Annotated in this window: 14 protein-coding genes; all 14 read left to right on the forward strand. The window is 57.2% G+C overall.

Translation table 11 applies throughout. The features are described from left to right. Positions 1–11: 11 nt before the first annotated feature. On the forward strand, positions 12–1,511 hold the full coding sequence (locus FYJ74_RS04030) for a UDP-N-acetylmuramoyl-L-alanyl-D-glutamate--2,6-diaminopimelate ligase (RefSeq protein ID WP_154528307.1): 1,500 nt from the start codon (positions 12–14) through the stop codon (positions 1,509–1,511). Continuing rightward, the gene (locus FYJ74_RS04035; RefSeq protein WP_195838789.1) at positions 1,508–2,878 is read left to right on the forward strand and encodes a UDP-N-acetylmuramoyl-tripeptide--D-alanyl-D-alanine ligase; all 1,371 of its coding nucleotides are present in this window, start codon (positions 1,508–1,510) and stop codon (positions 2,876–2,878) included. The genes FYJ74_RS04030 and FYJ74_RS04035 overlap by 4 nt, the downstream gene beginning before the upstream one ends. Next, complete coding sequence (locus FYJ74_RS04040) at positions 2,875–3,840, forward strand: phospho-N-acetylmuramoyl-pentapeptide-transferase (RefSeq protein ID WP_229769331.1); 966 nt, start codon at positions 2,875–2,877, stop codon at positions 3,838–3,840. The genes FYJ74_RS04035 and FYJ74_RS04040 overlap by 4 nt, the downstream gene beginning before the upstream one ends. Before the next feature lie 60 nt (positions 3,841–3,900). Then, complete coding sequence (gene murD / locus FYJ74_RS04045; protein WP_154528309.1) at positions 3,901–5,211, forward strand: UDP-N-acetylmuramoyl-L-alanine--D-glutamate ligase; 1,311 nt, start codon at positions 3,901–3,903, stop codon at positions 5,209–5,211. 67 nt (positions 5,212–5,278) lie between these two features. Continuing rightward, entirely contained in the window at positions 5,279–6,292 is a 1,014-nt protein-coding gene (locus tag FYJ74_RS04050; protein ID WP_320633441.1) for an FtsW/RodA/SpoVE family cell cycle protein, read from the forward strand. A gap of 14 nt (positions 6,293–6,306) precedes the next feature. Next, complete coding sequence (locus FYJ74_RS04055) at positions 6,307–7,344, forward strand: UDP-N-acetylglucosamine--N-acetylmuramyl-(pentapeptide) pyrophosphoryl-undecaprenol N-acetylglucosamine transferase (protein ID WP_154528311.1); 1,038 nt, start codon at positions 6,307–6,309, stop codon at positions 7,342–7,344. A gap of 14 nt (positions 7,345–7,358) precedes the next feature. Continuing rightward, positions 7,359–8,789 (forward strand): UDP-N-acetylmuramate--L-alanine ligase, encoded by a 1,431-nt coding sequence (murC, locus tag FYJ74_RS04060; protein WP_326830864.1) that lies wholly within the window; start codon positions 7,359–7,361, stop codon positions 8,787–8,789. Between the two features lie 26 nt (positions 8,790–8,815). After that, a complete protein-coding gene (locus FYJ74_RS04065) occupies positions 8,816–9,577 on the forward strand; it encodes a hypothetical protein (protein ID WP_154528312.1) in 762 nt (253 codons plus the stop codon). A 27-nt stretch (positions 9,578–9,604) separates the two neighbouring features. Beyond that, positions 9,605–10,912 (forward strand): cell division protein FtsA, encoded by a 1,308-nt coding sequence (gene ftsA, locus FYJ74_RS04070; protein WP_154528313.1) that lies wholly within the window; start codon positions 9,605–9,607, stop codon positions 10,910–10,912. Between the two features lie 14 nt (positions 10,913–10,926). Next, entirely contained in the window at positions 10,927–12,099 is a 1,173-nt protein-coding gene (ftsZ, locus tag FYJ74_RS04075) for a cell division protein FtsZ (RefSeq protein WP_154528314.1), read from the forward strand. Between the two features lie 29 nt (positions 12,100–12,128). Continuing rightward, positions 12,129–12,845, forward strand: a complete 717-nt coding sequence (locus FYJ74_RS04080; protein ID WP_154528315.1) for an SPOR domain-containing protein — start codon at positions 12,129–12,131, stop codon at positions 12,843–12,845. Between the two features lie 11 nt (positions 12,846–12,856). Next, a complete protein-coding gene (rapZ, locus tag FYJ74_RS04085) occupies positions 12,857–13,744 on the forward strand; it encodes an RNase adapter RapZ (protein ID WP_154528316.1) in 888 nt (295 codons plus the stop codon). Continuing rightward, positions 13,741–14,880, forward strand: a complete 1,140-nt coding sequence (locus FYJ74_RS04090) for a gluconeogenesis factor YvcK family protein (RefSeq protein ID WP_154528317.1) — start codon at positions 13,741–13,743, stop codon at positions 14,878–14,880. Before rapZ ends, FYJ74_RS04090 begins: the two co-directional genes overlap by 4 nt. After that, positions 14,877–15,755 (forward strand): DNA-binding protein WhiA, encoded by an 879-nt coding sequence (gene whiA, locus FYJ74_RS04095; protein ID WP_154528318.1) that lies wholly within the window; start codon positions 14,877–14,879, stop codon positions 15,753–15,755. Before FYJ74_RS04090 ends, whiA begins: the two co-directional genes overlap by 4 nt. The last annotated feature ends 54 nt before the right edge of the window (positions 15,756–15,809 follow it).

Raw genomic sequence — 15,809 nt, forward strand, 5'->3', positions numbered from 1 at the left:
AGTGCGTGACCATGGATCGGCGATTAAAAAGAGGACTTGAAGATCTGAAAAATGCTGGGCTTCTGACAGATATCGGCGGTGACTGGAACAAAATACCGGCGGACTGCACCCTGAAAAGCGACTCCCGGACCGTCGGCCCGGGAGATATTTTTGCTTGCGTCGTAGGGCTTCATGCGGACGGGCATCGTTTCATCGAGCAGGTGCTGAAAGCCGGTGTGTCGTATCTTTTGATTCAGCGCCCTGTGTCGGGACTGCCGATCCCTTGGATCCAGGTAACCGACGTCCGGGCGGCGATGGGATATATCGCCGCGGCTTTGAACGAAGAGCCGTCTGAAAAGATGAAAATGTTCGCCGTTACGGGAACGCAGGGCAAAAGCACCACCAGCTACATGGTGCGCAGCATTCTGCAAAACTGCGGCGTCAAATGCGGCCTGCTGGGAACGATCGTTTACGACGACGGTTCCGCGTCTGTGCTCGCCGACCGCACGACGCCCGAGGGCAGCGAAATTCAGCAGTTCTTGAAAAGCATGGTCGAGAACGGCTGCCAGGCCTGTTCCATGGAATGCTCCTCGCACGGCATCGTGCAGGGACGTCTGAGCGGATGCGTTTACGACGGTGCCGTTTTCACCAATCTGACGCCCGAACATCTCGACTTTCACGGGACGATGGCGAATTACTACGAAGCCAAGGCGACGCTGTTCCGCAAATATCTGAAGCCGGGCGCGGCCGTGGCGCCGAACGCCGCCAGCGAATACGGCCGCCGTCTTGCGGCCGAGTTTCCGGAGGCCATGACCTGGGCTCTCGAAGCTCCGGCCCGCCTGCAGGGGACGAATGTAAAGCTCGATATCGACGGGAGCGAATTCGACCTGACCCTCGACGGGCGAAAGATGGGGCGCGTTCATATCCCGCTTTCGGGGCGCTATAACGTGGAAAACGCGCTTGGCGCGGCGGCCGTCTGTTTAGCCGAAGGCTGCGACGAAAAAAAAGTCGTCGCAGGTCTGGCTCTCATGCCTCAGGTGCCCGGACGCATGGAACGCCTGAATCTCGACAACGGCGTGCGCGTCGTCATCGATTACGCGCACACGGCGGATGCGCTGAAAGCGCTGTTGGAAACGCTGCGCCCGTTGACCGAAGGACGACTCGTCAGTCTCTTCGGGCACGGCGGCGACCGTTTCGCCGGGCATCGTCCGTTGCTGGGGCGGGCAGCGGCGCAGAAAGCCGATCGGATCTTCGTCACCATGGACAACCCGCGCACGGAAGATCCCGTAAAAATCGCCGAACAGATTATGGCGGGCATCAAAGAAGTTCGCGCCGACGATTGCTGGTCCATTGAACTTCCTCGAGACGCCGCGATCCGCAAGGCGCTGGACTGGTGCCGCCGCGGCGATCTGCTGGTGCTCTCCGGCAAGGGGCCGGAAGCGTATCTGGAAATCAACGGTGTCAAATATCCTTACAGCGACCGGTCGGTCGTCGAGGGCTGGAGCTGCGAGAGGGGAGTGAAGATCCGGTGAGACTGAGTCGATTGGCGTCGCAGGCCGGCGTGACGGTGAAGGGAACCGACCCCGAGCTGCCTCTGGTCATTCGGGTGGACAGCCGCGAAACGCAGAAAGGCGAAGGCTTTGTGGCGCTTCACGGCACCAAGGTCGACGGGCACCGCTTCATTCCCGACGTGCTTGCGAAGGGGGCCTCGCTGATCGTCTGCGAGGCGGCGGCATATCAAGAGGAATGGAGCTCGCTGTATCCCCAATGCGCTTTTGTCCTGACGCCGGAACGCTGCGAATTCGGCCTTGCCTCTTTGGCCTCGGCCTATCTGAGATCGCTGGAGCATCTGCGCGAAACGATTGCCATCACGGGCAGCGTCGGAAAAACTTCCGCGAAAAACGATACGAAAGCTCTTTTGGAAGATTATTTTAAACTTCACGTTGCCGGAGGCAACTATAATACGCTCATCGGCTGTGCCGTGACGGTGCTGGCCGCACCGACAGACACGGAAGTCATGCTGTTGGAAATGGGCGCCAATCATCGCGGGGAAATCGCCGCGATGGTGAGTTATCTGCCGCCGACGATCGCTGCGATCACCGAGGTGGCGCCGGCCCATCTGGAAAGTTTCGCTTCCCTTGAAGGCGTGCTTCAGGCCAAATCGGAAATTTTGGCGTCGAAAAATCTGCGCTGCGCCGTGATCAACGGCGACAACGAAATGCTCTGTACGCGCGCCGAAGAGTTGGGACTGCCGGAAGTAATCCGTTTCGGCCGTTGCGGCGAAGTGCTCTTTGCCCGCGAGCGATTGAGCTGGGAAAAAGATCATTTTACGGTGCGCGCGATCCTGACGGGGCTGGACGGTTTGTCGTTCAACCTTTCTCTGCCGTTGGCCGGCGTGCATCAGCTCTATCCGCTCTGCTGCGCCATCGCCATCGCGGGGCGTCTGGGACTTTCCAGCCGCGAGATCGCGGCGTCGTTGCCCAAGTGCCGCAACAGCGCCGGACGCGGCGAAGTGCGTCTGTCCGAAAGCGGCGCGGCGATTCTCGACGAATGTTACAATGCCAGTCCAGCCGCTGTGAAAGCGTCTCTGGCCGCCATGGACTCCGCCGACATCCCGGGGCGCCGTTTTTTGATCCTCGGCGAAATGCTGGAGCTGGGAACGGCGTCAGTTTCGGAACACGGCAGGATCTTTGAGCGGGCGCTTCAAGTCAGCGACCTGCTGTATCTCTTCGGCGAAGAATGGAAAAACGTCGAGGGGGCGGCGGATTATTACTACGACTCCATCGATGCGCTGATCGAGGCGGTGGATAGGACGCGGCCGGGCGAAGGCGACGTGATTCTCGTCAAGGGCTCGCGCGGCAATCATCTCGAACGCGTGGTCAAGGCGCTTGAATTATGACGATGACGATGATGCAGCCTCTGCTGATCTTTTGCGTGATTTTTTTCTGCGAAATCGCCGCTCAACGTTCGTGGATCGTTTGGATGCGACAGCGTCATGTGTCTCAGGTGCAAAAAGCCTATGGAACGCACATTGACGAAGAGGTCAAGGCGAACGTGCCGTCCATGGGCGGCGTGGTCTTTCTGCTGATCGGCTCGGGGCTTCTGATCAGTCAAATGATCCAGGGCCATCGTTCCGGTGTGGTTTTCTGGTCCTATCCGATCCTTGCGGCGATGGTTGGCCTGGCCGACGACATGCTGAAATTCAAGAACAAATCCAGCGAGGGACTGCGCAGCATGCAGAAATTTATCCTGCAGGCGGCAACTACGCTTCTGTGGTTCCTTTTGCTGGGACTGGACGGCACGATTCCCTCCCTCTGGGGCGGCTGCTCGATTGGCCACTGGATTTGGCCCGTCGCGTTGTTTTTTGCCGTCGGAATACAGAATTCGGTGAACGTGACTGACGGTCTTGACGGCCTCGCTGCCGGGGCAAGCGCGATCACTTTCGCGGCGCTCTATCTTCTGTCGCCTGATTCCGGTTATTACGGAACCGCCGCCGGCGCCGCCATCTCGCTGGGCTTCCTGTGGCACAACTGTCACCCTGCCCAAGTCTTTATGGGCGACGTAGGGGCACATTTCCTGGCCGGACTGATGGCGTCCTGCGCTTTTATGGGGACCGGCGTACTGGTTCTTGTTCCCGTCGGCATGGGATTCGGTTTGGAAATGCTCTCGGTCGTGATTCAGCTGATTGCCATTCACGGGTGGGGCAAGCGGGTGTTCAGGATGAGCCCGATCCATCATCATTTTCAGCTTCTCGGCTGGCCCGAAGATCGTATTGTCGTCCGCTTTTGGATGATTCACGCGCTCTGTCCCCTGTTCTGCGCAGCCTTTGCGTATTGTCTGCTGCATTTCCTGCTTGTCTGACCGGACGGGATTGCCGTCGTCTGAGTCTGCCTGCGGCGCACGGTGAAGGAAGGGGTTTGGATGGTTCATAAGATTACTGTTGTCGGCGCCGGCGTCAGCGGACAGGCGTTGGCGCTTTGGGCGGCCCAATGCGGCGCCAGCGTTTTCGTGACTGACTGCCGGGCGGAACTTCCTCGTCAGACGCAGGAGCTCTTCAGCAAGGCGAGAATTCAATGGGAAGTCGGCGGCCATACCCCCAGATGTTGCCAGTGCGACCTGATGGTGGTAAGCTCGGGCGTCCCGGAAAAGTCCGAGGCGGTACGACTGGCCCGCGTTGCAAACGTTCCCGTGCAGGGAGAACTTGATCTCCTTGCGTCACATCTCAAAGGAAAAATAATCGCCGTGACGGGCACCAATGGCAAGACAACCTGTACGGCGCTGATTGCCCATCTGTTGCAAAGTTGCGGTCTGAATGCCGTCTCTGTGGGGAACATCGGCGATCCCTTGGCGGCCCATGCGGATCGGAGTTACGACGCCATCGTGATGGAGCTGAGCAGTTTTCAGCTGCACTGGAACACGCAGCTCAGACCGGACGTTGCCGTCCTGACGAATCTGGCCCCCGATCATCTTGACTGGCATGGCAGTTATGAGAACTACAAAAGCGACAAGTGCAGGATCTTTCTGCCCCGTGAGGGGGAGTGCTACGCGGTGACGCATGACATCGACGCGTTCCGCGTCCCGGCGGGACGTACCGTTTGCGCGCTGGGACGCGGCAATTTGAGGATCGACATGGACGGCAGCGATGTGCTTCTGGTCGATCGCGAAAGACGCCGCCTGTTGTTCCATAAAAGCTCGTTGAAACTGCTCGGCGCCCATAATTTGGAAAATGCCGCCATGTCTTGTGCCGCCGTGGCGCTTGCGTTTCGCGACATCGATCCCTCCGCGGGGCTTGCCAGTTTTGAAGTCCTCCACCATCGCTGTGAACCGGTGGGCGAACGGAATGGCGTCCTTTACATCGACGATTCCAAAGGAACCAACGTGGCCGCTGTGATCGCAGCTTTGCACAGCATCAGCGGCCGCAAACTCATCATCCTTGGCGGCCAGGGCAAGGGCGAACGCTATGATGAACTTGCCCGAGTCGTGTGCGAAGAGACGTTTGCCGCGATTGTGATCGGTTCCGAAGCCGAAAAAATTTTTGCGGCGCTGCTGGCTGCCGGTTACAGACATGCCGTGCGGGCGAACGATATGAGCGAAGCTGTGAAGAAAGCCTCGAAACTTGCCGGCCCCGGCGATAAAGTCCTTCTTTCTCCCGCCTGCACAAGCTGGGACATGTATCATAGTTATGAAGAACGGGGAGATCATTTTGCCCAACTCGTCAGAACGCTATTCTAACCAGATAAGAGGGGCGCGGTTTTATAATCGCGACGCCGGCAGCGGGAGCGTTTTTGGACTGTGGATTGTGCCCTTGATCCTTTCCACGTTGGGCGTTGTTGTGGTCTCGTCGATGACGGGCTGGGATCTTTCTTCGCCGGGATTGAAGCAGGCGCTGTGGCTCATGGTAGCTTTGACGGGGTTTATCGTGGTGACGCAGGTGCCGCTGAGTTTCTGGTCGAAACACAGCGTTTTTTTGCTGGCCGTGGCCTTTGGGCTGCTGGCGATGACGGTTTTTTCTCCGTTGAAAGTCGTCGTCAAAGGGGCTTCCCGATGGATTCGCCTTGGTCCAGTCAACTTTCAGCCGTTGGAAGTCGTGAGCTTTGTGATGATGATTCATCTTGGCAAAGTCTATATGCGGGTGAACAGCATGTGGAAAGCGCTGATCCTTAGCGGCATCCTGTTTGCTCCTTTTGCCCTGATCATCATGAAACAACCTGACTTTGGCGGCTTGCTGCTGCTCGTGGGCATCGTCGGCGCTCTTTTCATCGAACGGTACGGCATCTTGTTGCCGCTGATTACGGGAATTGCCGTATCTCCGGTGCTATGGTACATGGCGAATTATGGATATCGCGCCGAACGGATCGAAACATGGCTCGACCCTTGGACCGATCCGCTGGGTTCCGGCTATCAGGTCATTCAGGGACTGATCGCTTTTGCCAACGGGCGAATATGGGGCATCGGTCTTGGGCGGGGCCAGCAGTTCTTGCCGGAAGTACATAACGACTTTATTTTCCCTGCTCTTGGAGAACAGTTGGGGCTTGTCGGCACGATGAGCGTTTTTCTTCTGTTTGTGTTTTGGACGCTGCGCGTCTATGCCGCATACAGAAAAGCGACGCCGGAACGGCGTATTCTCATCTGGGGATGCTGCGTCGCGGTACTGCTGCCATTTTTCATCAATCTGGGCGGCGTCATGAAACTGATCCCTCTGACAGGCATGCCTCTGCCGTTTATCAGCTACGGAGGCACCTCGCTGGTATTCATGTGGGCAAGGATCGGTCTGCTGATCAGACTGATCAAAGAACCGATAGAAGGCGCGTAGAGGAGGACGGTGACGTGACGTACAGAATCCTGCTGGCTGCCGGGGGGACCGGCGGTCATATCATCCCGTCCGTTGCTTTCGGCTTGTGGCTGCAGAAGCGGGGCGAATCTGTCATTTGGCTCTCGGGCAGCCGCCCGCTGGAAGATGAAATTTATAAGGCTCATGGCGTAGTTCCTCGAAGATTGTCTCTGGAAGGTTCTCCTTTGGGAGTGTCCGGCCTGCGTTCGCTGAAGCGCTGGAAACACCTTTTCAGTTCTTTTTTCGAGGCGCGCGCGATTTTAAAGAAAGAACGGATCGACCGTTGTGTGCTGTTTGGCGGTTATCTTTCGATGCCCGTCTTGCTGGCGGCGCGTTGCCTCCATGTTCCCGTGCTCATGCATGAACAGAATACCGTAGCGGGGAAGGTCACCCGTTTTGCGGCCAGATGCGGTATTCCTGTCGCTTGTGCCTGGGAAGAGTGCAAGGGACTGGGCACGGCAAAAAAAATTGTGACGGGGATGCCGTTGCGCGAGATCCACCTGATCGATAAAAAGGACGCCCAGAAACGGCTGCTGGGGACGCTTCTGGGCGATGACGAAAAATTGATTATTATTTTGGGCGGCTCTCTGGGGAGCGGCGGCATGAGAAAAGTGCTGCAAGATGCACAAAATATGATAAAATCAACGAGTTATAAAGTCTTGTGTATGGGAATCAAGGACGAAGACCGTCCTTTCCCCGAAGCGTTGACTCATGAAGCCTGCTGGGACATGGCGACGGTGTTTTCTGCAGCGGACATGATTATCTGCCGAGCTGGAGCTTCGACACTGGCCGAACTTCGGGCTCTGGGAATCCCGGCGCTCGTCGTGCCGTGGTTAAAAGCCGCTCGACAGCATCAGTTGAGCAACGCCCAATATTTCTCCAAATTGACGGGAGCCCCCGTCTTCTTGGAGGGCTCTTCTCAAGAACAGTTTCGTGCGGCCTTGCAGTCTGTTGCAGAGCGGCGCATGAGCTGTGAGGATTCGAGCGCAGGCGCGGTAAAACTTTATGAAGCCTTGCGCAGCCTCACAGTTTGAAAGGGGAATCCCACGTGAGTCGAAAAAAAATAGATCTGGGCAGTATCAAGAACATCCACCTTATGGGTGTTGGCGGAGCGGGGATGAGCGGGCTGGCACTGCTTTTCCACGAGTTGGGCTTCAATGTCAGCGGTTGCGATATGGGGCGCACGGCTTACGTCGAAAAGCTGGAGAAAGCCGGCGTAAAAATCCTTTACGGACACGACGTGCGCCATTTGGATGAGTGCGGAGTCGATTTGCTGGCGTACAGCAGCGCTATCCCCGCGTCCAATCCCGAGCTGGCCGAGGCGCGCAGGAAAGAGATTCCTGTGATGCAGCGGGCCGAGCTGCTGAGTCTGCTCTTCGACTCCAAGAACGGCATCGGCGTGGCCGGAACACACGGCAAAACGACGACGACTTCGCTAATCAGCTATATTCTTGAGCAAGCCGACATGCAGCCCACCATTGCGGTCGGAGGAGAACTGTGCGACATCGGATGCAACGCCAAGCTCGGCATGGGTGAGTATATGGTCGCCGAGCTTGACGAAAGCGACGAGTCTTTTGAGTATTTTCACCCTCTTTACTCCGTCGTGACCAACGTCGATTGGGATCACGTGAATCATTATCCCGATCTTCAGGCCGTCATCGATGCCTTTGGTCGTTTTCTTTGCAACACCAAGGAAGGCGGTAAACTCTTCCTATGTGGAGAGGATGCCGGAGTTAAAAAGGTGATCGAAGCGCTTCCGGACGATTTGAAGAATCGCGTGCATCTTTTTGGGCGCGACCCTTCGTTCGATTTTTACGCCGCGGACATCCAGTATCACTGCGGCGGCGGTTTGAATTACAGTTTCTATGCGAAAGGCCGGAAGATGGGAACCATTGAGCTGGTGATTTCCGGCGAACATAATGTTCTCGATTCTCTGGCGGCATGTGGCGTCGCTCATGAACTGGGAGTTTCCTTCGACATCGTTCAAAAGGCCATGAGAATGTTTCATGGGGCGAAGCGGCGTCTCCAGCTGCGCGCCATGTGTCCGGACAATATCTTGGTATACGACGATTATGGACACCATCCCCGCGAGATCGAGGCGACGCTGAACGCGGTCCGGCTTATGTACCCTGACCGTCGAATCCTGTTGATATTTCAGCCTCATCGCTACACGCGGACCCAGGCTCTTTTCGATCGTTTCGCGGAAGTGCTGGCCAGCGTGCCTCAGGTCGTGCTGCTGCCGATCTATGCGGCGGACGAGCAACCGATTCCCGGCGTGTCGTCCGAACTGATCGGCGCCACAGTGGCCAAACGTGGCGGCAACTGCGTTCTCGCTCAGAATAAAGTTGAAGCAGCGGGAAGAGTCATGTCGCTGGTTCGTCCCGGCGACTTGATTCTGACTGAAGGGGCGGGCGATGTCTGTGTGATTGGAGATCTGGTCATTCAAGAGTTGAACAGGAGTTTTGCGTCAGCTCTTTGACATCTTAATTTTTGTGGGGGCGGGCAATGCGGAAAAGATTGCGGTGGTGCATATACTCTTTTTTAACGGGATCTTTTCTGTGCCTGAACGATCGTTTTCAACCCTTTCGCCTGAAGTCGTTGCAGGTTGAGAATTTTTCGGCCGAATTCGAGATGAATCTGCGCGATTGGAGCGAGTCATTCCTGAATTTTCATCCGGCATGGCTTCTGGCGAAAAGCGAGCTCAAAAGCTATGAACGGCAGTACCCCTTTGCGATAGAAACGCAATGGAGCCCTTTTCGCGGCGCCCTGAAACTGACCGCGGTCCCTTTTGTCCCGGTCATGAAAATCGTCTGGCAGCATGCCGAGTATCTTATCGCGCAGGACGGTGCGGCATGGCGCCGCGATTTATGGGACAAGGTGCTGACCGCGGAAATTCCGCAGCTCCCTGAACTTCGGGTAGGAAATACGTTCCCCTTGCTCGAGGATCTAGGACTCAACGGAGTTACTCATTTGACGGTTCCGTATCAATGGCTTGATTCACTGCAGCAGACCCTGCTTTCCCAGAAGGACCTGAAAGTTTCCGACGTTGAACTGCTCCGCCGCGGCGGAGAGGATGTGATCGCCTGTGTTTTTGAAAACATAAGGACAAAAAGCCGGTCGTCTTTTATTGGAAAAGTGTCTCGTCTTGAAAAAAGTCTCATCGTCGTGAGAGAATTGACTGGCGCGAAACCAGGACAAAAAACGTCGATAGATGCGACGTACGAAGATAAAATAATTATTAAGAAAGATAGTGTCATCCCTGAATGACGTTTAAGGGTAAAGGAGAGAGAATTCATGGGCAGAGATTCTGACATCCTGGTGGGACTTGATCTCGGTACGAAGAAAATAGCCGTGGCAGTTGCCGAACGAGCGCCGGAAAATCCCGATAAAGCTCAGATCATAGGCATAGGACAGGCGCCTTCTCGAGGTCTGCGCAAAGGCATGATCGTCAATCTCGATCAGGCGGTCAGTTCGGTCTCCGACGCTATCGCCGATGCCGAGTCTATGCTCAGCGGTATAAAGATCAGCCGCGCTGTGGTCGCTTTCAGCGGTATCGACGTAAAATGCCACGTGCTGAAGGGGAAAATTTCCCTGGGGCGTTCACCGCGCCAGATCATGGCCGAAGACATCGAACGGGTCATCGAGACGGCGCTGAGCGAGCTTCAGCTGCCGCCGAGCAGTTGCTGCCTCCATTCAATTCCCATTAAATATGCTCTCGACGGAAACAGCGGGATCGACAACCCTTTGGAGATGACGGGCATCCGTCTGGAGGTCGAACTGACGGCGCTCGTAATCCCTACTACTGTAGCGCAAAATGTGGTAAACTGTGTAGAAAAAGCGGGAGTCTCTGTCGTTGGCCTTGTTCTGAAACCTGTCGCCGAAGCTTTGGGAACGCTGAGCGCCGACGAGCGGGCGATGGGCGCCTCCCTTGTGGCGATTGGCGGCGGAACGACGAGCGTGTCGATCTTTTCCGAAGGACATATGGTTCACGCCGCGGAAATTCCCGTTGGCGGCGATCATATTACCAACGACATTTCCTGCGTCATGAAAATTCCCTTTGCGATTGCGGAAGAGCTGAAAAAAGATATCGACGTGGATCCGAAGGCGGAAACGGATGGATCGCTGACGGTGGAACACCGCGGCCGGAAGCGTGAACTCGGCAAGGAGGAAGTGGGGGAGATCATTGCGAGCCGTCTGGACGAGCTTTTTGCTGACAGCGTTGTTCCCAGCCTCAAGGCTATCCAAAAGGCGGGTCTTCCCACTGACGTGATTCTGACGGGCGGCGTCGTGATGACCAAAGGTATCGTTCCGTTTGCCGATTCTTATTTGGGAACATCCGTGCGAGTCGGCGTGCCCGTGCTTCGGGAGGAGATGCAGCGAGGACGCAATGACTGCCGTTACAGTGCCGTATCGGGGATCGTCGTATATCTGATGGAAAGAAGAAAGAATCCCTTTGCATACGTGGAAGCGCCTATGTCGATTTTCAAAAACATTGCCCCCGGCAAATCTTCTAAGAGAATGAAAGGTGCGAGAAGACCTTCTCAGTCGCCCCTTAAATCCTTTGCCCGCAATGCGAAAGAACTTTTCAGAGAATTATTCTAAGGAGGACCGGTTCCATGGACGACAGCGAGATCTTCTCGATCACCAACGATGCACCCCTTGAGGATGACGATATCAGCACCTTAGTTCCTCGAGAAGTTATCAAGGTTATAGGTGTCGGCGGCGCCGGCGGCAACGCACTGAATACGATCATTCGCAGCGGCATCGACGACGTGGATTTTATTGCCGGCAACACCGACGTTGCGGCGCTGCGGCTTTCGGAGGCCTCGTCGAAACTGATCCTGGGGCGCAATCTGACCAAAGGGCGGGGCGCCGGTGCGAATCCCAGCGTGGGACAAGACGCGGCTCAGGAGTCTGAGGAGGAAATCACGAACCTTCTCGAAGGGGCCGACATGGTCTTCATCACCGCCGGTATGGGCGGTGGCACTGGTACAGGCGCGGCTCCCGTGATCGCCGGCATCGCCAAGGAAAAGGTCGGCGCGCTGGTCGTCGCGATCGTAACGTATCCTTTCAGCTGGGAGGGACCGAAGCGCATTCGGCAGGCGACCGAGGGCATCAGCAGACTGCGCGAGAAAGTCGACGCTCTGGTCATCGTGCACAACGACCGCATCATTGAGCTCTCCGATAAATCGACGACGTGGCAGGAAGCCTTCAAGATGAGCGATGAAGTCCTTCGGCAGGCCGTCGCCGGCGTGACGGGCGTCATTCGCAAGATCATGCAGGTCAACGTGGATTTTGCGGACGTGTGCACGATCATGCGCGACGCGGGGACGGCGATCATGGGAGTCGGCGAAGCCAAGGGCGATGGCCGCGTGCTCGCGGCGGCCCGCGCGGCGATGAACGGGCCGCTGATGACGTCGCCGATGAACGGTGCTTCCTCCGTACTGTACTGTATCGAGTCCGGCGAAGACCTGAGCATTCTCGAGATGAACGAAGCGGCGAAGTTGATCTCCGCTTCCGCCCGCGAGGACGCGAACATCATCTGGGGACAGGGCATTGATCCCTCGATGGGCGATACCGTGCGCTTTACCTTGATCGCTACGGGATTCAAGGACATCCTTGCCGATAAGAACGACACCAAGGCGCAGGCCGGGGCAGATTCCGCCGGCTTGTTCGAGAAACAGAACCTGACGCCCAGCGACGTGGTTTCGGAAGAGCCTCACAGTATTTTTGAAGGGCTTGGCTCTGGACTTGATATCCCGACGACTTATAGACGCCGCAAAAAGTAACGAGGATTTTCGGACGGGGACAAGTCTGCTTGTCTCCGTTGTTGTTTATGTTACGATTCTATGAAACTGAGGTGATTTTTATGGCGGCCAGATCAACAAGCCGTTTTAAACAAAAACCGGCTGTCCCGTTTGGCGACTTTATGCTGCCGATTCTTGGCGTTGTCGCATTAGGCATTGTGGTGGTCGGAGTTCGCCTTCTTTGGGCTCCTAACCCTCCGAAGCCAACCGTTATCACACAGCCGCGCCCGATTGCCCAACACCAGAGCGCCAAGAGAGACGGCGTGGTGACGAAAAAAGAGAAAATTGACAATGTGATCATCGCTCAACCCGTACAGCGTAAAAGCGACGGCCGCTCCCAGACCGAAGACCGCCCGGCCACGACAAGCGGCGAGGGTGGTGACAATGCGTCGGCGAAAAGCCCGTCGCAACCACGTGCTGCTCGTGTCGATCCCAAGAAAGGCGAGGCTGCGCCAGGGGAAAATCGCGTCGTTGTCCGCGGCGGCAGCATCGACAAGAGCCTGTTCATTATCCAGTGCGGTTCTTACACCGACCGCGCGGCGGCGAATGCCGTCGTTTCGTCGCTTCAGAAGATGGGACACAGCGCCGTGGTGCGCCAGGCGGAGGTGCGCGGCAAGAATTATTATCGCGTGATCGTGGCCGGCGGCCGCGACCGTGCGGTGGCCGACGAGATCGCGAAGGACATCAAGGCGGCGGGGCATCCGGTTCTGGTACGACAGAATCAGTGAGCGGCAAGATCATGCTTCCGAAAAAACTGCTGATCATCACGGGGCTGTCCGGCAGCGGAAAAAGCAGCGTGCTGCATCTTCTGGAAGATCAGGGCTTTTTTACGGTCGACAACATTCCCGTCGGCATGCTTCCGGAGCTGATCGGGATCCTGTCTCAGCATCCCAAGGCGCTGGAAAACGGCGTGGCGGCCGTGATCGACGTGCGCAGCCTCGATCTGCCCGACTGTCTGCCGCGCGTGCTCGACGATCTGAAGCGGAAGGGCGTCGACGTCCAGATTCTCTTTCTCGAAGCGTCGGAGGATGTGTTGCTGCGCCGCTACAGTTTGACGCGCCGGCGTCATCCGCTGGGCTTCATGAACTCCCTGCTGGAAGGGATCGGCCTTGAGCGCAAACAATTGGCGCAGTTCCGTCGCATCGCCGACCGTATCATCGATACTTCCGCGCTGTCGAGCGCCCAGCTTCGCGCCGAGATCTTCTCGATCCTGGCGCGCAATCCGGCCGGACTGCAGGTGACGGTCAGCTCGTTTGGCTTCAAGTACGGCGTGGCGCTTGACGCTGATTTTATGCTGGACGTGCGTTTTCTCGTCAATCCTTATTACGTGGAGACGCTGAAACATCTCTCGGGACGTGACGAACCGGTACAAAAGTACATCTACAGCGATCCGATGGCCAGCTCGTTTTTGCACCAGAGTCTGGAGCTTTTTGAGAGCATCATTCCCGTGTACCATTTCAGCGGCAAAAACTATTTGCAGATCGCCATCGGCTGCACAGGCGGCCGTCATCGCTCTGTTTTTGCGGCTGAATGGCTGAGTGAGCGATTGGGACGGATCGACGGCGTGGAGTGCCGTATCAAGCATCGTGACCTCGAACGGGACGAGCGGGGAGGGCGGAAATCATGACGCTTTTGTTCGCCGTGGCGCTGATTTTTGTCGGCGGCTGTCTGGCCGGCGGCGTGACCGTATCTCTGCTGTTCCGCAACAGCCGCCGTGTGCGAAGCTTCATATCGAAAAGAACAAACGAACGGGAAGCGGCGGCGGCGGCCGTACAGCTCCGTCTCGCAGGAGGACCCCATTTTGTGGCAGTCGGCGGCGGGACGGGGCTTTCTTCTCTTTTGAAGGGGCTGAAGGGCTATACGCGCAACATCGTCGCCCTGGTCACGGTGACCGACGAAGGGGGCAGTTCCGGGCGTCTGGTGCGTGACTGGGGCATGCTGCCTCCCGGCGACATCCGTAATTGTCTGGTCGCTTTGAGCGAAAACGACGATCAGCTGCGGGCCTTCATGAACTTCCGCTTCGGCCAGGGCGATCTGAAAGGGCACAGTCTCGGCAATTTGATTTTGTTGGCGGCGACGGAGCAGTCGGGCGATTTCAAAAACGCCGTGGAGCTCGTCAACAGTTTGCTGGCGATTCGCGGTCGGGTGCTGCCGATCACGACGGAAAACGTCACGCTCGTCGCCGAGACGAACGACGGAACGACGCTGCGCGGCGAGCTGGCGGTGGCGGAACGCGGCCGCGACATTCGCCGTATCCGCCTCGAGCCTTCGGGCGTGAAGCCGGTGCGCGAGGCGTTTTCGCTCCTTCATCATGCCGATATGGTCATTCTGGGGCCGGGCAGCCTTTTTACGAGTGTCATCCCCAACCTGCTGGTGGAGGACTTTACCGCCGCGCTGCGCACATCGAAGCGCCCCGTCGTTTACGTTGCCAATCTGATGACTCAGCCGGGGGAAACCAGCGGCATGACGCAGCTCAACCACGTTCAGTGGGTCGCCAAAGCGCTGGGGCGTTATCCCGACGCGGTGGTTCTCAGCGAAGACGTCATTCCCGAACCGCTTCGGGAAAAGTACCACGCTCAAGGAGCGGAACCTTTGTCGCTGGGGCGGCAGGACGAAGAGTTTTTGATCTCGAAGGGCTGTCAGGTTTTCCGCGCCTCGCTGCTTCAGATTCAGGAGAGCGGCGTCGTGCGCCATCACAGCGCCCGCCTGGCGGAAGCGTTGATGCGGATCAACCGCAAACTGAACGACGGGTACGAGTTATGAAGATCAGCACCGAGCAGTGGGACGAATGGTTTCTGGCTCCCGTGACCGACGCTGTTTCCGCGGAATCCGAGCTGTCCGGGATCGTTGCCTGCATGAACAAACAGATCGTCGGAACCGAGGTGCGTATCTCGTCATCGCGGCTGTGGGTCTACCGCCGTTTCCGCCGTCTTTGGCCGTGTGTGCGTTGGAACGGCGAAGCGAACCTGAGCGAGATCCTGCGCGTGCAGGATCGGAAAGTGGCGATCGTTTTGCCGCAGTCTCTTTATGGGACGATTCTTGCGAAACGTCGCCGCCGCGATTTCATCCGCTGGGCCTGGGCGCGCGGCGTTTTCGGCTGCGCGGGGAGCGTTTACAATCCCAAGAGGGGATATTACTGCATCATGCGTTTTCACGATGCGTCGCTGGCGCGCAATATGAGCGAACTGCTGAAGGGCAGCGAAATCACCTTCTCGGTGCGGGATAAGGAGAACGTGCGCGAGCTGACGATCCGCGACCTTCAGCAGATCATGCGCTTCTGCTATTTTGTGAGCATGTCGGCTTTGGCGCAAAACCTTGAGAAGCGTTCGATAATGCGCGGCAGCCGCGACCTGGCCAATAAGCAGGCCAACTGCGACAGCGCCAATATTCGCCGCAGCGTGGCAACTTCCCGCCAGCACGTGGCGGTGATCGATTTTCTGCGTCGGCTTGACGTGAAACTGATTCCCGAAAAGCTGATCCCCCTGGCCCGGGCACGGCTCGAGAATCCGGAAGCGACGCTGTCCGACCTTGGCGATCTGCTTCGCCCGCAGGTGAGCAAGAGCACCGTGAAATACCGCCTGAAAAAATTGCTCGCGATCGCGGAAGAGGCCGGTTTTGATTCGTCAAAGCAGCCCTGACGTGAAAGTTATCGGCGCAAATCTTGACAGCCGGCTGTTTTGCGCTTAATCTAA

The organism is Pyramidobacter porci (assembly GCF_009695745.1).
In the GTDB taxonomy this organism is placed as follows: domain Bacteria; phylum Synergistota; class Synergistia; order Synergistales; family Dethiosulfovibrionaceae; genus Pyramidobacter; species Pyramidobacter porci.